A 24,311-nucleotide genomic window follows, 5' to 3' on the forward strand; every position below is an offset into this window, starting at 1 on the left:
GGTTGGTAATAACGATCCCTAAGGTCGGGGTAATCGGCGCTGACATTCAGCATATTTTTTGAGACAGGCGAGTTCATAAAATCATCCTTTGATTAGGGCAAATGAACCTTGCTGTACAGACAGGTGAAACGTTCGTACACCAAAGGTCGAAAGCCCTTAGCTCATTACGGTTGTCCGAAAGTGCTGCCTTGAAAAAGGCTGTGGTCAAATGAGCGACATTACCTTCGTTAAACGTGAAGGCATTTACAGCATGTCAACGGCCTCGCTAAACGCTAACAACATACGAACTTCGGTTTCGGTGTGACCCACACCTCTTCATTATTTCGGTATTTTTTATTTTAGTACTCTTTATTCAAGAGTATCTGCGTGCATAGAGTTTCCATGCGCGCGATCTAATGTAACACAAGCTAATGTAGCAAAAGCGGCAAGGCAAAGGGAAGTGAGTTAAAAGAGCTGCCTTATTTAGTTAACTATTGGCTTACTAAGCCAACACTTACTGTTTTTCCACGCTGCGAGCGGAACATCACCGAAGAAGGAGAAGAGACAAAGCTTTCAATACGACGTCGCCATTACGAAACAACATAAATTGAATCGTAAATGTCGTTATAAATTTTTAGGAAAGTTACTTGTATTATCAATGTTGTTTTTGATATTGAGGCGAGACTTAAATGTTTAAAATAAAGCCATTGCTATTTTATTGTTTTTCTATACTAGCGACGCCGACGGCGGCCCTTGCCGTTGACGTAAAGTTAAATATTGATGTCGAAAGCTCTGGCCCGATATTGAATAAAAATATTTATGGCCAGTTTATGGAGCATTTAGGCAGAGGCATTTATGAAGGCATTTGGGTAGGTGAAGACTCACGCATACCTAATGAAGAAGGCTTCCGATTAGATGTACTACAAGCATTACGCGATTTAAAGGTACCTTTATTGCGCTGGCCAGGGGGCTGCTTCGCAGATGAGTATCATTGGCGAGATGGTTTAGGTCCGCGAGATAAACGCCCAAGAACAATCAATAGTAATTGGGGAGGGGTTATTGAAGATAATGCGTTTGGCACCCATGAATTTTTCCAATTCGCAGAGTTATTAGGCGCACAAACATACGTCAACGGCAATCTGGGAACAGGCAATCCCCGAGAAATGGTAGAGTGGCTGCACTATATGACCTCTGATGCAGATACGACGATTGTTCGCGAACGTAAAAGAAACGGCCGAGATAAGCCGTTTAAAGTGGACTACTTCGCCATTGGCAATGAAAGCTGGGGATGTGGGGGTAATATGACACCAGAATATTACGCTGATCTTTACAAGCAATATTCTGCATTTCTCAAAGCCCCAGGAGGAAACCAACCTAAGTTTATTGCCAGCGGTGGTACTGACGATCAAACAGAGTGGACAAAAGTACTCACCGAGAAAATTAACTCTTCATGGAGTCTAAAAATGGACGCGATAAGCCATCATTACTACACACTTCCGACCGGAGATTGGAGTAATAAAGGAAGCGCCACAGGTTTCCCCGAAGATCAATGGTATTCAGCGATACATCGCACTTTGCAAATTGAAGCATTTATTGAGAAGAACCTCGCCGTTCTTAAAGAAATGGATCCTGAAAACAAAATCGGTTTTTATGTCGACGAATGGGGAACCTGGTACGACGTTGATGAGGGGACTAACCCTGGTTTTTTGTATCAGCAAAATACGTTGAGAGATGCGATTATAGCTGCATTGAATATTCACGTTTTCAACCGCCACGCCGAACGCGTACAAATGACGGTAATTGCTCAGATGGTTAACGTATTGCAAGCCATGATACTCACTGATAACGAAAGAATGCTTTTAACGCCCACATATCATGTATTTAAAATGCATATACCGTTTCAAAACGCGACCTACCTTCCCGTTAGCCTAAGTAAGCCACTATTAAATAAACACGCAGAGATAAGCATTCCAAGTATCAGTGCTTCAGCCGCCAAGGCACAGGACGGTAACACCTATATTTCTATAGTGAACACGCAGTTGAATAATGCAATTGAAGTAGAGCTTAATCAGATAAAAAAGGTCAAAGGGGAAGTATTAACCAGCGATAAAATGGACGAGCACAATACCTTTGATAACCCGAACAATATTCAACCTTATGAGTACTCTACTGGCGTTAAAGATGGTAAGGCCGTCATAGTCGTCCCAGCAAAGTCGCTGATGGTTCTTAATTTAGGCCAGCTTTAATCAAAAAGTGTGGTGTGAAAAGACCCGCAAAAGCAGTGGGGCGCAATATAACTTAAGCGTTCAGTTTGCGCTTTCATTTAACATTAATGTTTTTTATAAGAATAGAAAGAATTATGCAGATATTACTTATTAGACAAATCGCGATGACTGTAGCGAGCATTGCTCTTCTTATTGGCTGCTCACCTCATCAAGGTGACGGAATAAGTTTTGATAATGACCCTGAAGCTTTCAAGCCGCAAGCTATTACTAAATTTAAAGCCTATACAAAGCAATTCGACGATGACATACACATGTCTAAAAACCATGCAACAGGACATGTTGGGGCTCTCTTTTTTACTCACTGGAAAGACGGTGGCGAAGCCTCTCTCAAACTAAGTCAAAGCGGAGAATTTGAAGTGAGTTGGCAGGGTGGCGGATATAATTATGTGGGGGGCCCCGGGTGGCATTACGGAGATGTGAGCCGCGAAATTGGCTATCGCTTTGAACAAGAGAGTGGCGCTAGTTATATTGCACTCTATGGATGGGGTTACGACAGCAACATGTCTAAAGACAATCCTGCTCACTTAGTTGAATATTATGTTCTTCAGCGCTGGACCTATGACCCTAGCCAAAACGGCATTTTCGGTAAGACATTTGTGAGTAATGGCGTTGAATACACAACTTATCGGACTATACGAGAGGGAAAGCCCTCTATAAATAATACGGCCACTTTTTATCAGTACTGGAGTAAACCGTCTAAACCCATGCCTCTAGGCGAAGACCATAAAATTATCTTTGCCGATCACGTGGCAGCTTGGGCTGACACAGGCTGGATTCTTCCTGATATGAATAATTTTGACGCAAGCGACGACCCTACATATCAAGTTATGGCAGTAGAAGTATTTAATCCTGCAGAGGACGGTAAGGCGACCGGTAAAGTGTGGGATGCTAGTGCTCAACTTTAACTCAGCTGCCTAACCTGCGCAGTTGTAATCTTGTGTTAATTATCGACTTTGATTATCCGATGCCGACGGTAGCGCACCAATATTTTTAAAAGCGCTCGTTACCTTCTCTGGCAATACTATATTCACTTTTTTGGAAATATGGCGCTGTAGTTCAAATCGCTTTAAGTCAGGAGAGACAAAGACTGTTCTGGGATGCCCGATAATCAGTTGACCATTGGCTTCATATTGAGCTGTGCTGCCTTGCAATTTATCGAGTGTATGTATTTTACGATTGCAGGGCTCTGAACTATTTGTAGATAATGTTATCAACGGCTGTTGATTTTCAGGTTTTACATAAGCGTTTCCGTCCAGTTCAGCAAGTTGAGCTTTCTTGTATTGGGCGCATAAAGCGTCCTCTTGATCCACACTTAGTAAAGGGCCATGATGTTGCTCATCTGCCGTCAACAAATTACTTTTTACTGTATGACCATCTCGCTCAAATACATCAGGCCCTGTCTCGGGGTGCCAGCCAAAGTGGTCATCTGTGGCACTTCGAGCAGTTCTTGTAAATCGCAGCGTACTGTTTACAAACGTATTATGCGCAATATTGGCGTTCGCTGAGTTGAGCACCCACACACCTAAGTCGTTATTTACAAATACGTTACCCACAGCCGTAATGCCATCCGATATCTCAAAAAATAACCCAGCCTGCGTGTTTTCGACATAGTTGTTGATAAACAGGCCTTCACGGTTTCCCACGTCGTACCATACACCCTTTGATGTTGGATGATTAATAATCAAGTTATCCCGTACTGTTACTCTGTACGTTTGATTAATGATTTTCACTGCGGAAACATAATAACCAGTGATGTTCTCAATATCGTTACGCTGAATGATGTTTTTTTCGAGTAACACGTCTGAAGAACCAATAATATAGATACCTTCAGTACTGGTATCAGAAATCAGGGAGTGTCTTATTATTAAACCGTCACCGCGAAAATAGCCTGCGACACGCGAGCAATATGTGATGGTGACATTTTCAAGTAGCGTGTTTATGACCTCTTTACCATAGGTTAAAGGATCGGCAACGCCAACAGGTTCATCTACTGGCTCGTCTTCTGGTAAAAAGGTTCGTTTACCTTCTATACCGATAGCCCGCCAAGCGTATTGAGTAAACGTAATCCCATAGATTTTAGGCCCAATTTTGTCACTTCGTTTATTGTGGACCTCGTTCGATGTACGCAACAGCGCTGTGTCGTAAGCGGTGATTTCGATTAACTTATTATTTGGATCAGTACCGATGTAAACCTGCTGCTTCTCATAATCAACAAAAAATGTATTAGGCGTTAACTCTTCGATACTACCGGCCGACTGTAAAAACTCACCATCAATAAAAACCATGTCATTATTAAATCGATGTAGCGGCGTTTTATCAATGTGGCGCTCCTGACGCCACCAAAACATAGGTTTAGAAGGAAACAAGGTTTTCCAATTTGTAACCCACACATTGTCTTGTTTTTGTTCCCAGGTCGAGGCTACTTGAGTTCCTTTCAAAATGGGTTTTTCGTCTTTATAGGGTTGTAAAGTTATCCCTTGATTAAGTATTAAATTGCCAGTGCGATAAGTACCACCTCTTAAAACTATTGCATCTCCCGATGTTACTTTACTTATAGCAGAGCTAAGCGAAGTGGGATTATCAAGTTTGAGTCCATCTGCCCGTGGTTGTCCTTCTGGAGACACATAATATATCGTCTTAGCGTTTGGCTGCGCATAGCTTTTCGAGATTGGCCCATAAGGTCCCCCAGAAAATTGCGCGTTTACAGGTGTGACTGAACTGAGTCCAAAAGTCATCACGATGAGTCCGAAACGGAGCCAAATGTTCATGATTACTGTTCCTTTAATATTCACAAGTTAAAGAAAGCCAGTATAGAGGTTAGTGAGCGGTGATGAATCTATATTCATCCTATTAACAAATAATCGAAATGAGGTTAACAAATTCAGTAATATATGTTGCTCCGCTTTCTACTAGCATAATGAAAAATCAATTCACAAGTAGCAAGAAAGGAACAAACATGAGGTTAAAACTCTTGTGCGGCAGTGTTTTTTTAATCAGTGCTTTAACAGTTAAGGGGCAAACTTCCCCCCCTATGAAAATTAATGATTCAGAGTATTTTGAGGCTCCAGGAGCCAATATATTGGTATATAGCAACTGGTACGATGGGCTGTTCAGCGATTCAAAGATTAGTGGCATTGAAATTATTCAGCACGGCAAGCGTATCGCCACTAATGGTGACGTTAGGCTAAATGATACGCCCGAACAGTGGGATAGTATTCCGACTTTCATCAAACGCGATGTTGATGCCGAAAACGGTGCCATTAGAGCTTCACTACATTATCCAGAACACAAATTTAATTTCAGCGTCAATGTAACTTCGACGAAAGAGCATATCAACATTAGCGTACACACTGATGCCCCTTTACCCGAAGAGCTAGTGAACAAGGCGGGGTTTAACCTCGAATTTATGCCTTCAGCATATTTTAATAAGTCTTTTATCGCCGATGACGCAACCGGTACGTTTCCTCTTTACCCCTCTGGACCAAAAGAACAGAATGATTTGCAAGCACCAACGCCGCTTGCCACCGCGTACCATTTAGTCCTAGCACCCGAAGACGCAGAGCGCAGAATAAGTATTGAGTCGAAACAGCAACCTATCTATCTGTATGATGGAAGAACAAAGGCCCAAAATGGGTGGTTTGTAGCGCGTTCCATGATCCCGGCAAATAAAAGCGGTAAAGTGCTGGAATGGTCTCTAAACGTTAGCAGTATAAAGGATTGGGAACGGTCACCAATAATTGCGCATTCTCAGGTAGGCTACCACCCTAATCAAAACAAAATAGCGGTACTTGAACTCGACCCGAAGCACGTCATAGGCGAAAACCTAGTTTCCTTACTTAAAATAATGCCGTCGGGTGAAAAGAACGCGGTCTTGTCTAAAAAGCCAATGGATTGGGGGAAATATAAACGATATCAATATGCAAAATTCGACTTTTCAGCGGTACGTGAAAGTGGCCTTTATCAGCTTAAGTACAATGACACCATCACCGCGCCGTTCAGAATAAGTAATGATATTTTCAGCAAAGCCTGGCATCCAACCCTAGACGTTTTTTTTCCGGTTCAAATGGACCATGTTTTAGTAAACGAAGCCTACAGAGTTTGGCATGGTGCTTCCCACTTAGATGATGCTTTGCAGGCACCGGTCAACCAAAAACATTTTGATTTATATGCCCAGGGGCCAACAACCGATACTCAATTCGCGCCTTTAGAGCATGTTCCGGGGTTAAATATTGGTGGATGGTATGATGCGGGAGATTACGACATTCGTACTCAGTCGCAATACAGAGCCGTTCTAGGTCTTGTTGAAGTATGGGATCAGTTTGCGCCAAAACGCGATACTACCCTTGTTGATTACGACCGAAAGTTTGTTGACATTCATGTGCCAGACGGTAAACCCGACATACTCCAGCAAATTGAGCACGGCACTTTAGCATTAATTGCACAACACCGAGCATTTGGCAGAGCAATAAACGGTATCATTGTGCCTAATATATCCCAGTATACACACTTGGGTGATGGCATCACCATGACCGACAATCTGGTATACAGCCCTACAATGACACCTTTACAAGCAGATGGAAAACACAGCGGGGTCCCTGATGATAGATGGGTATTTACCAGTCGCTCCTCAGCCGTTAACTTTGGCTCTATCGCCGCTTTAAGTGCAGCCGCGCGTGCACTACGGGATCATAATCCTGAGCTCGCTACAGAAGCGCTCAATACAGCCGAGTTAGCTTGGCATGAAGAGCGATCTCACCCTCCCTTTTTATTTCATCATGGGAATACAACAGGGGGACGACTTGACGCAGAAAAGCTTTCGGCGGCAGCAGAACTATTGATGAGCACGGGCGACGAGCAGTATAAGCAGGCAATTAATACCCTTTGGCCCGAAGTCGAGGCACATTTTGCGCAGCACATTGGTACTCTAGTTCGCTTAATTCCTTTAATGGGCGATAATTATAAGCAAAAAATTGAATTGCTAGCTAAAGACTATGTGAATGAAGGTAGGCACATTACGCAAGGTAACCCGTTTAATGTCACCATTACAGAAGGTGGATGGGCAGGAAATGGACGGATAATACGCGATGCTATTCATCATTACTATTTGGTCAAGGCGTTTCCTGGGTTACTCGAACCAGACGCTGTTTATGATGGGCTGCATTATCTCTACGGGACGCATCCAGATTCAGATATATCCCTCGTATCAAATGTCGGCACCGTATCAAAACGCGTAGCCTACGGTATGAATCGCGCAGATTTTTCATTTATTTCTGGTGGGGTTGTCCCGGGTATTTTAATAATTAAACCTGACCTGCCAGAAAATAATGAAGAATGGCCATTTTTCTGGGGCCAAAATGAATACGTAATAAATATCGCAGCGTCTTATATCATGCTTGTGCATGCCGCTAACGACTTACTAAATAGCTCTGCTGAATAGCCCAAATAGGGCTATTCTCCCTTACAGATTAGCCCTGCATTTGTTCGAGCTCGTTCCCTGCGGTTTCGCGAACAAATTTAAACACGAAAAAGACTGAAAGAAGCGCGCACGTAGTATAGATACTGTAAGCGCCTGCCAATCCAATCCCAGTTAGCAGGAGTGGGAAAGTCATGGTGACTGCAAAGTTAGCTAGCCATTGTGCTAAGCCACTTACAGCGAGACCAGAGCCTCTGATTAGGTTAGGAAACATCTCACCTAGTAAAACCCACATTACAGGCCCCCAGGATAAATTGAAAAAGAAAACGTAAGCATTGGCGGAAATAAGCGCCACACTACCTAATCCGCCAAGAATCAAATTTCCGTTGATGTCGCTCGATGAGTTGACGAAGGTGAATACCATTAATGCGAGAGAAATAGTCATTCCTATTGAACCAATAATCAGAAAAGGTTTACGCCCTAATCGGTCAATGAGAAACATGGTGATAACACAACCAGCGATACTTACAGCGCCTGAGATAACGTTAATTAAAAGTGCATCAGCCTCTGAAAATCCCACAGCTTGCCATAGCACCGCTCCGTAATAAAAAACCACGTTTATTCCTACAAGCTGCTGAAATGTAGCCAATCCGACACCTACCCATACAATGGGACGTAGACGGTTTCTCGTTTTGTCGATTAAATCTGAAAACTTTGGTTTTCGGTCTTTTTTAACTAAAGATGCTTCAATCTCCAAAAGTTTTCTTTGTCCTGCTTCTTGACCATACAACTTCTGTAAAATGGCCAGCGCTCGTTTACTGCTTTGCTTCATAACTAAAAAACGTGGGCTTTCAGGAATGAAAAATAAGCTTGCAAGAAATAGTGCGGCTGGAAACAATTCTATCCAGAACATCCACCTCCATGCTTCATATCCCCACCAAAAAGGAGCTGTTGATAGCCCCGCCATATTGGCTACCATATAATTACTGACGAATGCGCTAAATAAGCCGAAAATGATGGCTACTTGTTGAATAGTGATAAGCTTACCCCGTATGTTTGCTGGAGCAATTTCACTAATATAAGCAGGTGCAATCACTGAGGCAGCTCCGACTGCCAACCCGCCAATAACGCGATAAACCACAAATTCGGTAGAGCTTATTGCTATACCTGACCCCCATGCACTAGCAATAAACAATGAAGACGATAACAAAAGAACGGTTCTACGCCCTACTATGTCCGAGAGCCTTCCTGCGATGAAGGCGCCCACTCCACACCCAAGCAACATACTGGCAACATTAAACCCGGTGCCAACAGAGTCAGAACTAAAAGCCAGTTTTAGCCCGTCGACAGTGCCGTTAATTACCCCGCTATCGAAGCCAAACAAAAAGCCACCGATAGTAGCCACCACACTGATAAGGAAAATAAAAATAAGATTTTCTTTTTCTTTGATATCTTTCACAAAACTACCACCTAAAAGATTAATTAAAGAGCACTACAATTGGCAGCTCGCCTGACCCTGATTTGCCACTAATTTAATTGTGTTTAGTTGAATGGACCCAGTGCCAATTATCTCTAACTCAAAAGGAACTTTTATGTTTTTCATATCAGCGCCTATATCAGCAAAACAACTGAGTTTCACAAAGCCTTGCTGCCATCCCTCGCCTGCTTTTGCTTGTATTGTTGTCGTCACGTCCAGGTTTGACTTGCATTGACTTTCGCACCCCAACTTTATTGAGGCGCGCTGTATGTCTGCTGATAACACCTGATAGTCTATCTGTAGAGCCATATCACCATTCGACTGGCGTTCAAGGTCAATCGGTTCTCCCTCTATTAAAAAGCTTCCTCTATCTAACCAGTTCACAATAACCGAATCTTCTTGGGCGAGATAATCAGCCGATTCAACATTCATGTTGCCACTCGCACTGCTGCTTTTTCCCTGTAGGTACTGATTGCGACCTTTGACATCGCTCAACACTAATCGCCATGGTGATACCGCTGCTCCAGCAATCAAAAAGTTTGATATGTGATAGTCGCTTATTGTCTCTGCTTGGGTTTCATCTAGCTGTTCAACGCTGACATCGTCCGTTACAGAGAGTCCATATCCCAAAGCGAATAAGGGATCATAGTCGGCATTTTCACCACTCAAAACATCTTGATCGGCTTTTTTGGGCCACGAGAAACTTAGGCGCCCAATGAAGTCATGGTTAATTTTTTCTTGCTCATTACGCATTATTACGTCTGCAATTCCGCCGCCTTCAGTTCCAGGCAACCAAGCTGCAACAAACGCATCGGACGCGTTTATTTCTGGATTCACCCATAAAGGTCGTCCGGAAATAAATATCGAAACAGTGGGAATATTTAACGCTTTGAATTTTTGAAGGAGTTCTAATCCAGTGTTATCGGTGAAATCTACGTTGGGTCTATCTCCTTGGAACTCTGCGTAAGGTTGTTCACCGAAAACGATGATCGCTACATCCGGTCGTACTTCAAATTTACCCTCAGGGTGATAATCGACTGTACCCTCACTACCGGCTACCGCCGATCTAATGCCGGCAAGAATTGACTCTCCGTTCGGAAAATCGCTATTGGCATTACCTGTACCCTGCCAGCTTAACGTCCACCCGCCACTAGCTTGGCTAATATTGTCAGCGGCTGTACCCGCCACAAGAATACGTTGATTCGGGCTAAGCGGTATTAATTGCTTGTTATTCTTTAACAACACTAGTGACTTTCTGACCGCCTCTCGCGCCACGGCTCGATGAGATTCGCAACCCAAACGCTTATAGTCACCCGCTAGTGGCCGTAATGATGGTAATCCTGCATCGAACAGACCTGCTCGCAGTTTTACTCTTAGTATTCGGGCCACAGCCTGATCTAAACGAGCTAACGTAATTTCTCCCGACTTTACTTGCTCGAGTGTATTTTGATAGAGCTTCTTCCAGCTATCTGGCGCCATAAACATATCAAGACCTGCGTTAAACGCATTAGCACAAGACACATTCGTGCAGCCTTCAACTTGTCCGTGCCCGTTCCAGTCGCCCACTACAAAGCCATCAAACCCCATTTGAGCCACCAATACATCGGTGAGCATGGTCTTGTGTCCATGCATTTTTATACCGTGCCAGCTGTTAAACGACGCCATTATCACCTGCACACCGGCTTGTATTGCGGGTGGATACCCAGCGCCGTGCACATCGCGCATTGTTATCTGATCATCTACGTTGTCCCCTTGGTCTTGACCATTACGCGTACCCCCATCACCAATAAAGTGTTTAGCGGTTGATATAATATGATGTGAATTTAAAAACTGGTCCGTGTTAACTTTCCCCTGAATACCGGAGACGAGTGGTTCAGCATAGCTCGCAACAATGGCCGGATCTTCAGAAAAGCTTTCGTAGGTTCTTCCCCATCTGCTATTTCGTGCTACAGCCAAGGTTGGAGCAAATGTCCAGTCTAACCCCGTTACTCGCATTTCAGTGGCGGTTACCTTTCCTATTTTTGCCATTAGTGCAGGGTCGTTGGCCGCTCCTAGTCCAATGTTGTGAGGGAAAATAGTTGCTCCTACAATATTATTATGCCCGTGAACAGCGTCACTTCCCCACAGCAAAGGGATGCCGGCTCTGCCGTTAGATTTATCAGTAGAGGCTAGCCAAAATTCATCAGCTAACGCCAGCCACTTGTCCGCTTCTGCACGATTATTGTTTTCTGGCGCAGAGTTCCCACCATTCAATACCGCGCCAAGATAAAATTCTCTTGCTTCGTCAGGCGTCACAGAATTGATGTCAGCTTGAATAATCTGCCCCACCTTCTCTTCCACCGACATTGCATTAAGTAACGTAGCGATTTTCTTTTCGTGTTCACGGTTTACCGTTATTGGAGATTGCTGTGAAGGCCACGCCTTAGGTTCTATTTTAGGAACGTCTTCTCGATAAATAGTTGTGTTCTTTTTTTCCATACCCGAGCAAGAAGAAGCCAAAAATACAAACGCTAACGCAGAAAAATAGTGAACCTTTGACATCTCTTTAAACCATCAAAAATTGTTGATGGTGTAATACTGCCAGAAAAAATAATCACCACTACGCGATGCATAAAAAACACAAACGACTTACAACAATTCATAAACAGATTGTTTACATGCTGCGCTAACATGTTGTTGTTCTGTTAAAAAGACATCTATCGCACGTTTGCTAGTTCCCTTGTGCTAAGTAGGTTTATGTGCAGAGCGCGGTTGAAATATCGGAAGTCCCTGCGTTAGCTCCGATCGGGATTTTGTATCCGGTTGAGGAAAAGGCGTCGTCAATGAATTGCCCGATAAATTCACTGTTACTTTCAAGTAATTGGTATACGTGGGAACAACGCTTGGTATATACGCTGACGGAGAGCAAAAAATAATAGTTTATGAAAATCATCGAACTTAAATCTGATGCAATGCGTGTCACTATAAGTGATTTTGGTGCTCGCATCCTTGATTGGCAGGTACAAGTAAATGGCAGCTATCGGCCGATTGTGCTTAAGTACAATAACGAAGCAGATTATTTATCCGACCAATTTTACCTAGGTGCAATTGTTGGCCCATTTGCAAACAGAATTAAAGATGGGAGGGTAGATATTAGAGAAAGCCAAGTATTGCACCTTGACCGCAACGAAGGCCTTAATCATTTGCACGGAGGGGAAAATGCAATAGATAAGCAGGTATGGCAAATCACTCGTTATTCACAGAGCGCTGTGCGGCTGGAATTAGTTATTCAGGATATGTGGAATGGTTACCCTGGAGCATTAGAACTTACCGCTGAATACACATTAGAAAATAACCGGCTTCGACTTCGCGTAAGTGCATTCTCGGAGAAAGACACAGTAGCGGGAATGTCAGCCCATAGTTACTTCAATCTTAACGGAGTTCATAGCCATCAAGGTGGCTTAGAGCAGTGGCTTACCACATGTGCAACTCACGTAAATATTAACGATTCGAACGGCCTACCAATCCGCCCTCCTCAGTCAGTCAAACATACGCAATATGACTATTCAAAGCGGCATCTTTTAACTCAACAAAAGGGGTCTCAGGTTCTCGATAACAATTTCATTTTTTCCAATTCGTGCTCCAAGGCTATTTTGGAAAGTTTCGATAGAGATTTGAAGCTGGAAGTATCTTCAGACTACCCTGCCATGCAGTTTTATACCGGAGGTCATTTAAGTGAGCCTTTTTGTAAAAACCAGAGCGTTTGTATAGAACCGCAGTTCGGCCCTGACATGCCTAATTGTAAAAATCATCCCTTGGGGTTACTTCCAGCAAATACGCTTCAACAACACATAATCGACTATACAATTACCACAGAATGATAGTTCCCAGTTTCAACATTGTCGCAATATCGCTTTGAACACTTGGGGAACTATCAATGGTAACACCTAGATGAGGGCGTTATCTCACAGCATTTCCTATAGTCTGTCAGCAAGCATGTTTTCCAGCTTTTGTTGATCGATAGCAAAGTTGCGTATGCCTTCAGCAAGCTTTTCTGTGGCCATTGCGTTTTGGTTCATTTCCCAGCGAAAGGTTGCCTCATCTATTGGTGCAGGGGGAACTTGGTACTCATTTTTATCACAAAGCATACGAGGTAGCGGATCTGAACAGTTCGCCAGTGCCTCCAGAAGCTCTGGACTAATAGTTAATCTGTCACACCCTGCCAAAGCCTGAATCTCACCGATATTTCTAAAGCTCGCTCCCATAACAACGGTTTTATAACCGTGAACTTTATAATAATTATAGATTTCGGTGACCGATTTAACTCCAGGGTCATCGCTAGGTAAGTACTCAGCAATATTGTGATGAGACTTGTACCAGTCTAATATTCTGCCGACGAACGGGGATATCAAAAACACGTTTGCTTCGGCACACGCTCTTGCCTGCGCAAAGTTAAACAAAAGCGTAAGGTTACAATTAATGCCTTCCCGCTCTAACTGCTCAGCGGCTTTAATTCCCTCCCACGTCGAGGCTATCTTTATAAGAATACGAGATTTGTCGACGCCTTCTTCCTCATATAGTTTTACGAGTTGTTTGGCCTTATCAATAGTGGCAAATGTATTGAAGGACAGTCTAGCATCTACTTCCGTAGACACTCTTCCAGGTACAAACTCGCTTATTTCTTTACCAATAAGTACACAGAGCATGTCGTTGGCGTGCAGAATTTGCCGTTCCTTATTATTAGCCTGTGCCCTTGCCCAGCTAAGTGATTTATCAATCAAATGTTGATATTGAGGCAGCGTAGCGGCTTTTAAAATTAAGGATGGGTTGGTAGTGGCATCATAAGGTCGATACGTTTTAATTGCTTCCACGTTTCCTGTATCTGCAACTACGGTAGTCATATCCCTCAATGCATCTAACTGATTTTTCATTTCTTTACTCTGTAATTATCTAAAAGGACTTTGGGTCAGTTCGGAAGAACTTTGAGTATTAATGTAAATCGCAAATACAGGGCGCAGATATTATGATTTTGGATATTGGTGTTGCGAAAAATCTGACTAAAAAAACATAGCCTATAACCTTCCTAAAAAAGTGAAACCACCACCTAATAACAAATAAATTACAAAATTAAAGAATTTCATTTCCACATTTCATAATTGCGATAGCCGATAAAAAGAATGACCATTTCGGCCTGGTTATGTTCTGGAATGTAGTTATGTATTTAGGGATAGATTTAGGAACATCTGGTTTAAAAGCGGCACTTATGGACGACGCAGGTAATATCATCGACACGAAATCTGCGGCGTTGTCTGTGAACAGTCCCAACCCCCTTTGGTCTGAGCAAAACCCACTTGATTGGTGGTCAGCAGTAGAGTCGGTTATTGACCAGCTTTCACAGTCTCATATCGTTTCACAGATAAAAGCGATAGGGCTCTCTGGGCAAATGCACGGCGCTACTTTGTTAGATGAAGCTGGAAGCGTAATAAGGCCTGCAATTTTATGGAACGATGGGCGCTGCCAAGCGCAGTGTTTGGAAATTGAAGGGGTTGTTTCAGACAGCCGAATATTGACTGGTAATATTATGATGCCAGGGTTTACTGCGCCCAAGTTGCTGTGGGTCAAGAATAATGAACCTGAGCATTTTAAGAGAATTCATAAAGTGCTTTTGCCCAAAGACTATTTGAGATTTCGGCTGTGCGGCACGTTCTTTTCTGATATGTCAGATGCGTCAGGCACAATGTGGATGAACACCCGAGAACGCTGTTGGGATGAATCACTTTTGGCTGCATGTGGGCTTACGAAAAAGCACATGCCAGAGTTGGTCGAGGGGCCCCAAGTAACGGGGACATTATTACCCGAGCTAGCCCAGAAGTGGGGAATGGACGAAATCCCAATTGTGGCCGGTGCAGGAGACAATGCAGCCGGCGCCATAGGCGTTGGGTTGACTGAGCCTGGTCAAGGCATGATTTCACTTGGCACCTCTGGCGTATACTTTGTCGTAGCTGATCAATTTAGCAGCTTCCCTGAGAAAGCAGTGCATAGCTTTTGTCATGCCTTACCTGACCGCTGGCATTTAATGTCGGTAATGCTAAGTGCCGCCAGCTGCCTTGACTGGTTCGCCAAATCAGTGCTTGGAAAAGACGTTCCAGCTGTACTTTCTTTGCTAGAAAATGAAGACGGCCCGTCGAAAAATGCGCCGTTTTTCCTTCCATATTTAAGTGGTGAACGTACGCCGCACAACGACCCTAATGCCTCTGGCGCCTTTATTGGCCTTACACACCAACACTCCACAAAAGATATGGCTTACGCTGTTTTGGAGGGGGTTTGTTTTGCTATGGCTGATGGTGTAGATGCTGTTCATGCCTCAGGTACCACTGCGAATGACATTTGTTTAATTGGCGGTGGCACTAAAAGCGCCTATTGGCGACAAATGATGGCGGATATCTTGAACCTAAAACTTTCTTACAAGCAGGGAGGAGATGTTGGCCCTGCACTAGGAGCTGCAAGGTTAGCTCAACTGGGAACCTGCGAAAACAGTCAAGTGCAAAATGTGTGTGGATCGCCACCTCTGGTTGATACCCACAACCCAAATGCAGAGCATCATCAAGTTTACCAGCGAAGACGAAACGTATTCGTTTCGCTTTATCCCGCTATTCAGCAAGCGGTATCGCCTTTATCTCAAACGTCAACGGAGCGCTAAATTATGTCAGCTTATTTTGAAAATATTAAACCTATTCAATATGAAGGACCTGAATCAGACAACGATTTAGCTTTTCATTACTATAACCCCGAAGAGGTTATTTTGGGAAAAACCATGGCAGAACACCTGCGTTTTGCAGCGTGTTACTGGCATAACTTTTGTTGGGATGGCGCTGATGTGTTTGGTCAAGGCACCTTTGGCAGACCGTGGTTGAAAGATGGCGACCCCATGAAGCGCGCAGTTGAAAAAGCTGATGTTGCATTTGATTTTTTCAGCAAATTGAATGTTCCTTATTACTGTTTCCATGACACCGATGTGGCGCCCGGCGGAGACAGCATTAATGAGTATGTCAGCAACTTTTCAACTATGGTCGATGTGCTTGAAGAGAAGCAAGCACAGACAGGACTGAAACTTTTATGGGGCACAGCGAACTTATTTAGCCACCCAAGATATTGTGCTGGCGGTGCCTCAAACCCCAATCCTGAAGTTTTTACTTTTGGCGCAACACAAGTTTTCCATGCTATGAACGCTACCAAGCGGTTGGGTGGTGAGAATTATGTACTATGGGGCGGAAGAGAAGGTTATGAAAGTCTCCTTAACACCAACCTTAAAAAGGAAGATGAACAGTTGGGGCGCTTCTTTACCATGGTCGCAGAGCACAAGCATAAGATTGGCTTTAAAGGAACGCTACTCATCGAACCTAAGCCTCAGGAGCCTACAAAACATCAGTATGACTACGACTCGGCCACTGTGTATGGTTTTCTAAAACGTTATGGACTAGAGGACGAATTCAAAGTCAATATCGAAGCGAATCACGCTACGCTTGCTGGCCACTCTTTCCACCATGAAATAGCAACAGCAATAGCATTAGGCATTTTTGGCAGCATTGATGCTAATCGTGGTGATGCACAAAACGGCTGGGATACTGACCAGTTTCCAAATGCTGTTGATGAGTTGACGCTGGTCATGTATGAAATCTTAAAAAATGGTGGCTTTACTACTGGCGGATTGAATTTTGACTGTAAACTTCGTCGCCAGAGCTGCGCCCCGGCAGATTTATTCCATGGTCATATAGGGGGCATGGACCATATGGCCTTAGCGTTACGAAAAGCTGCAAAAATCATTGAAAACGACTTTCTGGCGCAAGCAAAAGAAGCAAGATATAAAGGCTGGCAGAGTGATTTAGGTAAAGCAATTGACAGTGGTAAACACAGCTTGGAATCATTAGCAGAGCATTGTGTATCGAATGACTTAGCGCCCAAAGCCGTGAGTGGTCAACAAGAGCTACTCGAAAATAAACTAAACCGCGCACTATTTGGCTAATTTTGCCTACATCGCGGGCTGGAAGAATTTCTAGCCCGCTTTTTACCTTTAGTCTTCTCACTCGATTTTCATCAACATCACTTCATTATCTTTTTGGAATAATTATGAAATTTTCGAATCCTATGGCTAATGCTGTACGTGCTTTATGCATGGATGCGGTAGAAAAAGCTCAGTCTGGTCATCCCGGAGCTCCTCTGGGAATGGCGGATATCGCCTATACGCTCTGGACAAAACATCTCAGACATAACCCATCTAATCCTTACTGGTTCAACCGCGATAGATTTGTTTTGTCAAACGGTCATGGTTCTATGTTGCTCTATGCGCTGCTTCATCTAACTGGCTATGACCTTTCTATCGACGACCTAAAGCGATTTCGTCAGCTACACTCTAAAACGCCAGGGCATCCTGAATATAGCTACACCCCGGGGGTAGAAACCACCACTGGGCCGCTAGGTCAAGGACTTGCCAATGCTGTGGGGATGGCTATTGCTGAAAAAGTTTTGGCCGCACAGTTTAATAAACCTGAATATGCGGTAGTTGACCATTATACCTATTGTTTTGCTGGCGACGGTTGCTTGATGGAAGGCATTTCCCACGAGGCTTGTTCTTTGGCAGGGACGCTGGGATTGGAAAAGCTTATAGTATTTTGGGACGACAATGGTATTTCAATAGATGGCGAAGTAAAAGGCTGGTTCACTGACGATACGCAAGCCCGATTCCAAGCTTATGGCTGGCAAGTTATCGCTAACGTTGATGGTCACGACAATGAGGCTATCGACAATGCTATTTTAGAAGCGAAAAAGTGCGCTGGCAAACCCACGTTAATTTGCTGTAAAACGGTGATTGGTGCTGGGTCTCCAAATAAGGCTGGTAAAAACAGTAGTCACGGTTCACCGCTCGGAGAAAGTGAAATTCGGGCGACGAGAAAAGTCCTCAACTGGCATCATGATCCCTTTAATATCCCTAGTGACATCCGCCATAAGTGGGACGCCAGAGAGGCCGGTGCAGCGTGGGAGAATGAGTGGAATACCTTATTTAAGAAGTTTAATGAAGCGCATCCTGAACTAGCGAGCGAATTTACACGACGCACTACGGGACAGTTGCCAGAAAACTTTTCACAAAACGCCAATAGTTTCATCCACTCAGCGCAAGCTGAAATGCAACCTATGGCAACACGTAAAGCTTCCCAAAACGCTATTGAATTTTATGCGAATCTTTTACCTGAAATAATTGGAGGCTCAGCTGACTTGTCGGGGTCCAATTTAACCATGTGGAACTCATCTCAACCGATAACCGCAGAAAATGCTTCAGGAAACTATCTGTTTTACGGAGTACGAGAATTTGGAATGACTGCTATTGCTAATGGAATTAGCATCCACAGTGGTCTTAAACCATTTTGTGCTACCTTTCTAATTTTCATGGAGTATGCTCGAAATGCTGTACGAATGGCAGCATTAATGGGCCTTCCTAATATTTTCGTTTATACCCATGACTCAATAGGTCAAGGCGAAGACGGCCCTACTCATCAGCCAATTGAGCAACTTGCCACTTTACGTATGACACCTAATTTGGATACATGGCGGCCCTGCGACGCTGCGGAGACGGCGGTAGCATGGAAGATAGCGCTTATGCGCTCAAACGGCCCCACCGCTTTAGTTTTTAGTAGGCAAAGTGTGAAGCCCCAAGTAAGAACCGATGACCAATTACAAAAGGTTGAAAAAGGTGGCTATACTCTTCGCCCTTGTGAGGGCGAACCTGACATTATCCTCATTGCCACTGGTTCAGAAGTCCCACTTGCTGTTGAAGCTGCTGAACAACTAATCAACTTGCACGGTATTAAAGCCAGTGTCGTATCCTTACCCAGCCCGAGTGTATTTCTGCGTCAAGAATCTACTTACCAAGAACAGGTATTGCCCCCTCACGTAACATGTAGGCTAGCCATAGAGGCCGCACATGTCGATTACTGGCACAAGTTCGTGGGGCCTGCGGGAGAAATTATTGGCCTTGACAGCTTTGGGGAATCGGCACCAGGCGATGTTCTGTTCTCACACTTTGGCATTACCGTCGAGAATGTGGTTGCAAAAGCTCAAAAAGCTCTGGCAAAACGGAACACTTTTTAAGGAGCTAAAAGGACGGATAACACTTTAATTAACCGGTGAAGACGATATCTAAAGGGAAAAATATGAAACAACGAAAACTTGGTAACTCTTCTATTTTAGCGAGCGAAGTTGGTCTGGGATGCTGGCAATTGGGAGGAGATTTTGGTCCAATCGCTATAAAAGATGCTATTCATATCATAGAAGCTGCCTTAGAGAACGGTATAACTTTTTTCGATACCGCTGATGTATACGGAGCGGGGCGAAGCGAGTCTATTCTTGGAGAACGGCTGGAGCAAACAAAAGCTGACGTTAAAATAGCTACTAAATACGGCCGTGGTGAAGGCACCTACCCCAATGGTTATACGCTTCAAGATATGCGCGACGCTATTCGACGCTCTCGTGATCGGCTGCGTCGCGATAAAATTGATCTTCTTCAACTTCACTGCATACCACCTTCGGTTTTAGAAAAAGGTCACATTTTTGATTTCTTAAGGCAAATGCAACAGGAAGGCCTTATCGATTATTTTGGCGCTAGTGTTGAAACCATTGATGAAGCCATGATGTGTGTAGCACATCCAGACCTAACTTCTCTGCAAGTTATTTTTAACCTATTTCGACAGGCTCCTAAAGATGCTTTATTCAAAGTAGCCAAAGAAAACCAGGTTGGTATTATTGCGCGCCTTCCTCTTGCCAGCGGTTTATTAAGTGGCAAGTATAACGCTTCAACGTCGTTCGCTGAATCCGACCATAGAAACTACAACAAAGATGGCGAAGCTTTCAGTGTTGGCGAAACCTTTTCTGGCATTGATTTTAATGAAGGTCTTAAATTGGTAGACGCGTTGCAGCAGATAAAGCCCTCTGAAATAACGATGGCAAACTTCGCTATGCGGTGGATTTTAGACCACGAAGAAGTAACAACTGTAATTCCAGGGGCCAGCTCTGCACAACAGGTTATACAAAACGTAAACGCTTCTACTATCGCTCCTCTTTCAAGCGAAAGTCACAAATTACTGTATGAACTATATCAGTCTAAAATAGCGAATCTAATTAGGTGCCCAGTGTAATATAAAACCTTTGTACTTGAGGTCATTAGCTCAATAATAAACCCTTCTTTTGTCAGAGGGGTTTACTTTTTCTAGTAGCCGGGCGCTACATCATTCTTTAAGGAAATGTCACTAGCACGTTATCAAGCAACACAGTATCCTCACTTGCGCCTGAAAACGATCCATTAATTTGAAATGCTATCCTTTCAACGTTTGCGATGTCGCCATTACCATTATCAACGGGAGTGAAAGTAAAGACGTTTTCACCTGGCACCACATTTTGAATATTTCCGTACAGTCGTGTGTAACTAGGCGCTCCTGTCTGAACATAGCCCTGCACAGTCAATCCATTGTTGGCCTGCTCCTCGGTTACTGTCACCGTATATTTTAGACTTGCACCTGTATAATCAGTAGGGGAAAACTGGACTATATAGTTATGTAAAGCACTTGAACCGTTTGGAAGTAATTCAGCCGATTCGCGCAGCGCGTTATGCACCACATTTGCAGTTGTGCCGTATTCGCCTTGCCAGCCTTCAACAGTTTCTTCAAAATCATATTCAACTACATTACTCGCCGGAACCGTTACAGGAATAGTAACAATCACATTATTTAACAATACGTTTTCGTCTAACGCCCCGGTTAAAGGCCCGTTAAGTTGAAAACCTATTCGTTCAATAATTTCAATGTCACCATTACCATTATCCAGCGGGCTTATTCTGAACGTATTCTCGCCCGCCACTGGTGTAAACGCCTCACCATATATACGCGTATAGCTTGGCGCTCCGGTTTGAATAAAGCCTTGAATCGTTAGGCCTGCGTCCACAAGCGTTTGAGAAACCGTTACGGAATAGTCCACGGTTGCATCGGTTAGGTCAGTTAACGCTATCTCGCGAATATACACCTGCTCATTCGCGTTACCGGCCCAGTCTGGTATCATTACAGCCGCCTGTGCCGCCTCATCATAACCCACAGACGCTCCAGTACCATAATCACCGCGCCAGCCTTGAACATCATTCAGAAAATCGTACTCAATCACAACGGGCTCTAAGTCGTCACCTGGAATGAAGATTTGTAGATCCAAGACCAAGCTGGTGTAGCCGTCCTGCTCAACTTGTACGTAAAGATTTCTCAATGCAGAACGTAAATTTTCAGTAGTAGTAATTTCACCCGTTTCACTGTCGATAGTGAATTCCCCCTCACCCGAGCCACCTAAGATTGACCAAGTGACGGGTTCACCTTCGGTGTTAACCACGCCGTCAAATGTTTTAGACTCAAGTACTATAATAGAGGTCCCGATTGGTGCATCTGCGCTAACCTCCAGCAGACCCGGATTTGTGATGGTAGGAGAGAGGCCTCGCATGTAACTACGTAACCACTTCAGAGCAGGTTTTTCCGAACCGTTTTCCACTGCTAATATAGCACCTTGATTCTCGCGCCAGTGACCCGGTAAATACCCCCACATAGTTATCCCTTTAACTGCCGGATGTTCCCAAAATAGGGGGAATATTCTTTGATAATCCAGTAATTGAATAAGCTCGGTCGGGCCATCGATATCAAGCTCAGTAACGTAAACATCTAATCCTGTTTCTGACGCGATTCTATCGAGATTTTCTAACATAGCTTCGTTAGGACCAGTTGTAGAAAAAGCATGGCCTTGAAAGCCAAAGTCATCAAGTAGTCCACGTGCTTGAAGTAACTTCGCTAATTCAATAGCAAGGTCAGTACGAGAGGTGGAATTGATTAAATTATACTCATTAAACATCAAGCGGGTAGTTGAAGGGAAAATATTTCGTGCCATCTGGAATGCATTGATGATCCAGTCGAACTTAGCGGCCTTATTTGTGGCTTCGGGCGTTGACAAGCCATTATTTTCAAATTGGCTAATTAATTCCGAAGTGGTTTGCGGATCAAATAAACGCAACGCATCAATGTAGCCTGGGCCATCATTGGCTAGATTTGGCGGATCATTATCAAATTCATTTACCACCTCAATAAAGTCGATAGCTTCATATCTTGCGTTTACGGCATTAAACCATTCCAGAATTTCTTCAAGTTGTTCCTCTGCAGGCAAATCTGTTATCCATTCAGGCTGCTGATTCCCCCATACGAGAACGTGATGCTTATAAGGGAAATTGTTGGCTTTGGCGAGCTCATAGGCTTCATCAAGCTCAGCCCAGTTCATCACATCTCTGGTACCTTCCACTGAACCCCATTTGCCTGCATTTTCGGGCGTAACCTGATTCCAGTAAGCTTCGAAGTTAGGTCGCTGTCGTCCACAGCAAACTCCCCCGAGGAATTTCTCTTGCCCTGTAGCAAGTGGAGGTCCAGCGGGAACGAAAGGTGGGGGTGGTTCAATATGGTTACCAGCACGGCCATTTTCTAATGCTTCTATAGTGAACAGAAGATCTTCTTTGGCAAATGCAAACTTATCAATGGCTAAACCATCTTCGCGACCAGCAAATCGAAACACCTGATCTAAGCTATTATCAGGTACCGTATAGGTCGGGCCTGCTATCCGTGTCCATTTCCACACGTTACCTGCGGCTGAACCTCCCGAGATAACTAAACTGTTCGCTTCATAGCCAGGCTCTCCAGGCACCACAAATCCTGAAATATTATTAAGCGTTTCCCAGCCGTTATTTCTACCAAACTCAGTAGGGAGAAAGAAGCTGTCGTCTTCAACTGTATTAGGGCCAACACGCACTCTCGCATATAGCGTATATTCTCCGGCCTCAGGGAAAGCGATTTCAAGTTCGATAACACGAGCATCATCGGTTGGCGCATTAGTGTCTGTTTCATTGATGGTGACGAAACTCGGGTCGCCCTCAATAACACTGAAGGCGTTACCTTTAAACACTAGCGTGCTGGCACCCCCGCCCTCTGCCTCTGCATAAATTGCAACGTTAGGCTCTGCCTTTTGAATAACAGCATCAAAGGCGAGCCTCGCTCGATTCGGTTCAAACGTCGTTTTAACCGAGACGCTTTGACCAGCAGGTAATGATGCTTCACTAACTACAAAATATGGCGCACCACTTTCGCTTAGACCATCCTCGCCCGTCACCTCAATGGTAGCGTTTTTAACCAGCATTCTTAGAGGGCCTTGAATGTCCTCATCACTATCATTCTGTATTTGTACATTAACAACGTAGACTCTGTTCGTTCTGTCAAATAAAGGTCGAGATTTGCTAATCGATATTTCTTCAATATCAGTCCAGTCGGCTAAAACGGGTGAAGCTAGCCAGGTTAAAGAAGTAACTATAATTAGTTTCAGTAAAAATTTGGTCATTGTCCTAGCTCCTCTGCCAACCTAACTGCTTTCCTCGCGACGTTCGCGCGCCTAAAGCAGCCAAACTAATCATCATAAGTATTACTCCACTAGGCGCTGGAACCGGCACCCTGTTTTCAGTAATGGATACGTTATTTATTCGGAGAGTAGAACCACCTAAATCGGTAAAACCATCATCATCTGCACCTAACAGAAGCTGAAAATCTAGGGACAAATTCGAGATTGATGTAAGCGATGGATCAAGTAGAAAAGAAAGAGTGTAACTGGCCAAGCCGTTAATATCGGCTTCAAAAAGGCTCCCGGTAGAGCCCGTATTACTATAAAAATTGATGCCATCAAAAAAGCTAATAACAAAATAATCGGCAATAAAACTATTATCGATGTCTGATAATTCACTATTTACCTCAATATCCATGCTCAGAGTGAGTGGTCCACTTCCCGCAGAGCTGAAATCTAAAAACTGAAATAATGTGTTTGCAAAAAAGGCTTCTGTATCTGTGTAATCAACACTAATTACAGCCTCACAACTGGGGGCGGTGCCATTTATGGAAAAGTCATTTCCCGACGCTATAACGCCAGCGCCATCTGTATCTCGTTCCCATCCTGCAAAATTACACGTTGAGAAATCGCCGTTTTCAAGAATTGCTGCGTTCACAGCGGGCAGATAGAGCATTAATAAGCTTAATAAAATACTTCGATAAACCAACATAGCTATATTCCTAATTTA

At 43.9% G+C, this 24,311-nt stretch carries 14 protein-coding genes; 8 read left to right on the forward strand and 6 right to left on the reverse strand.

Annotated features, from left to right (window positions below; genetic code table 11):
* Positions 1-668 precede the first annotated feature (668 nt).
* Positions 669-2,225: an alpha-N-arabinofuranosidase gene (locus QVA83_RS05070; RefSeq protein ID WP_156079048.1), complete on the forward strand. Its 1,557-nt coding sequence runs from the start codon at positions 669-671 to the stop codon at positions 2,223-2,225.
* Positions 2,226-2,338: 113 nt separating this feature from the next.
* On the forward strand, positions 2,339-3,169 hold the full coding sequence (locus tag QVA83_RS05075; protein ID WP_156079047.1) for a glycoside hydrolase family 11 protein: 831 nt from the start codon (positions 2,339-2,341) through the stop codon (positions 3,167-3,169).
* 39 nt (positions 3,170-3,208) lie between these two features.
* Here the strand turns inward: QVA83_RS05075 and QVA83_RS05080 are convergent, their stop codons facing one another.
* Positions 3,209-5,032 carry a NosD domain-containing protein gene (locus QVA83_RS05080; protein ID WP_156079046.1) on the reverse strand — a complete coding sequence of 608 codons (1,824 nt, stop codon included), beginning with the start codon at positions 5,030-5,032 and terminating at the stop codon, positions 3,209-3,211.
* 263 nt (positions 5,033-5,295) lie between these two features.
* On the opposite strand from QVA83_RS05080, the gene QVA83_RS05085 reads away from it, so the two are divergent.
* A complete protein-coding gene (locus QVA83_RS05085) occupies positions 5,296-7,701 on the forward strand; it encodes a glycoside hydrolase family 9 protein (protein ID WP_156079045.1) in 2,406 nt (801 codons plus the stop codon).
* A gap of 28 nt (positions 7,702-7,729) precedes the next feature.
* Here the strand turns inward: QVA83_RS05085 and QVA83_RS05090 are convergent, their stop codons facing one another.
* The gene (locus tag QVA83_RS05090; protein WP_156079044.1) at positions 7,730-9,136 is read right to left on the reverse strand and encodes a sugar porter family MFS transporter; all 1,407 of its coding nucleotides are present in this window, start codon (positions 9,134-9,136) and stop codon (positions 7,730-7,732) included.
* A 33-nt stretch (positions 9,137-9,169) separates the two neighbouring features.
* Positions 9,170-11,695, reverse strand: a complete 2,526-nt coding sequence (locus tag QVA83_RS05095; RefSeq protein WP_156079043.1) for a glycoside hydrolase family 3 protein — start codon at positions 11,693-11,695, stop codon at positions 9,170-9,172.
* Between the two features lie 380 nt (positions 11,696-12,075).
* Between QVA83_RS05095 and QVA83_RS05100 the strand changes: the two genes are divergently transcribed.
* Entirely contained in the window at positions 12,076-13,014 is a 939-nt protein-coding gene (locus tag QVA83_RS05100; protein ID WP_156079042.1) for an aldose epimerase family protein, read from the forward strand.
* A gap of 96 nt (positions 13,015-13,110) precedes the next feature.
* Here QVA83_RS05100 and tal read toward each other — a convergent pair whose 3' ends face one another.
* A complete protein-coding gene (gene tal, locus QVA83_RS05105; RefSeq protein WP_156079041.1) occupies positions 13,111-14,064 on the reverse strand; it encodes a transaldolase in 954 nt (317 codons plus the stop codon).
* Positions 14,065-14,348: 284 nt separating this feature from the next.
* On the opposite strand from tal, the gene xylB reads away from it, so the two are divergent.
* The 4 genes from xylB to QVA83_RS05125 all read left to right on the forward strand — a co-directional run bounded on the left by xylB (position 14,349) and on the right by QVA83_RS05125 (position 20,319).
* Complete coding sequence (gene xylB, locus QVA83_RS05110; RefSeq protein WP_156079040.1) at positions 14,349-15,833, forward strand: xylulokinase; 1,485 nt, start codon at positions 14,349-14,351, stop codon at positions 15,831-15,833.
* Positions 15,834-15,836: 3 nt separating this feature from the next.
* A complete protein-coding gene (gene xylA, locus QVA83_RS05115) occupies positions 15,837-17,156 on the forward strand; it encodes a xylose isomerase (RefSeq protein WP_156079039.1) in 1,320 nt (439 codons plus the stop codon).
* Between the two features lie 104 nt (positions 17,157-17,260).
* Entirely contained in the window at positions 17,261-19,276 is a 2,016-nt protein-coding gene (tkt, locus tag QVA83_RS05120) for a transketolase (RefSeq protein WP_156079038.1), read from the forward strand.
* A 62-nt stretch (positions 19,277-19,338) separates the two neighbouring features.
* Entirely contained in the window at positions 19,339-20,319 is a 981-nt protein-coding gene (locus QVA83_RS05125) for an aldo/keto reductase (protein WP_156079037.1), read from the forward strand.
* A 97-nt stretch (positions 20,320-20,416) separates the two neighbouring features.
* Here the strand turns inward: QVA83_RS05125 and QVA83_RS05130 are convergent, their stop codons facing one another.
* Complete coding sequence (locus QVA83_RS05130) at positions 20,417-23,584, reverse strand: endo-1,4-beta-xylanase (protein WP_156079036.1); 3,168 nt, start codon at positions 23,582-23,584, stop codon at positions 20,417-20,419.
* 4 nt (positions 23,585-23,588) lie between these two features.
* Entirely contained in the window at positions 23,589-24,293 is a 705-nt protein-coding gene (locus tag QVA83_RS05135; RefSeq protein WP_156079035.1) for a hypothetical protein, read from the reverse strand.
* Positions 24,294-24,311 lie beyond the last annotated feature (18 nt).

The organism is Alteromonas sp. AO-Serp, from assembly GCF_017849675.1.
Taxonomy (GTDB): Bacteria; Pseudomonadota; Gammaproteobacteria; order Enterobacterales; family Alteromonadaceae; genus Alteromonas; species Alteromonas macleodii.

Excerpts from the sequence above, each read along its gene's own strand:
- tal (WP_156079041.1), bottom strand. The coding sequence starts at position 14,064 with ATGAAAAATCAGTTAGATGCATTGAGGGATATGACTACCGTAGTTGCA.
- QVA83_RS05080 (WP_156079046.1), bottom strand. The coding sequence starts at position 5,032 with ATGAACATTTGGCTCCGTTTCGGACTCATCGTGATGACTTTTGGACTC.
- QVA83_RS05095 (WP_156079043.1), bottom strand. The coding sequence starts at position 11,695 with ATGTCAAAGGTTCACTATTTTTCTGCGTTAGCGTTTGTATTTTTGGCT.
- QVA83_RS05085 (WP_156079045.1), top strand. The coding sequence starts at position 5,296 with ATGAAAATTAATGATTCAGAGTATTTTGAGGCTCCAGGAGCCAATATA.
- QVA83_RS05135 (WP_156079035.1), bottom strand. The coding sequence starts at position 24,293 with ATGTTGGTTTATCGAAGTATTTTATTAAGCTTATTAATGCTCTATCTG.
- QVA83_RS05100 (WP_156079042.1), top strand. The coding sequence starts at position 12,076 with ATGAAAATCATCGAACTTAAATCTGATGCAATGCGTGTCACTATAAGT.
- QVA83_RS05130 (WP_156079036.1), bottom strand. The coding sequence starts at position 23,584 with ATGACCAAATTTTTACTGAAACTAATTATAGTTACTTCTTTAACCTGG.
- QVA83_RS05070 (WP_156079048.1), top strand. The coding sequence starts at position 669 with ATGTTTAAAATAAAGCCATTGCTATTTTATTGTTTTTCTATACTAGCG.
- QVA83_RS05125 (WP_156079037.1), top strand. The coding sequence starts at position 19,339 with ATGAAACAACGAAAACTTGGTAACTCTTCTATTTTAGCGAGCGAAGTT.
- xylA (WP_156079039.1), top strand. The coding sequence starts at position 15,837 with ATGTCAGCTTATTTTGAAAATATTAAACCTATTCAATATGAAGGACCT.
- tkt (WP_156079038.1), top strand. The coding sequence starts at position 17,261 with ATGAAATTTTCGAATCCTATGGCTAATGCTGTACGTGCTTTATGCATG.
- xylB (WP_156079040.1), top strand. The coding sequence starts at position 14,349 with ATGTATTTAGGGATAGATTTAGGAACATCTGGTTTAAAAGCGGCACTT.
- QVA83_RS05075 (WP_156079047.1), top strand. The coding sequence starts at position 2,339 with ATGCAGATATTACTTATTAGACAAATCGCGATGACTGTAGCGAGCATT.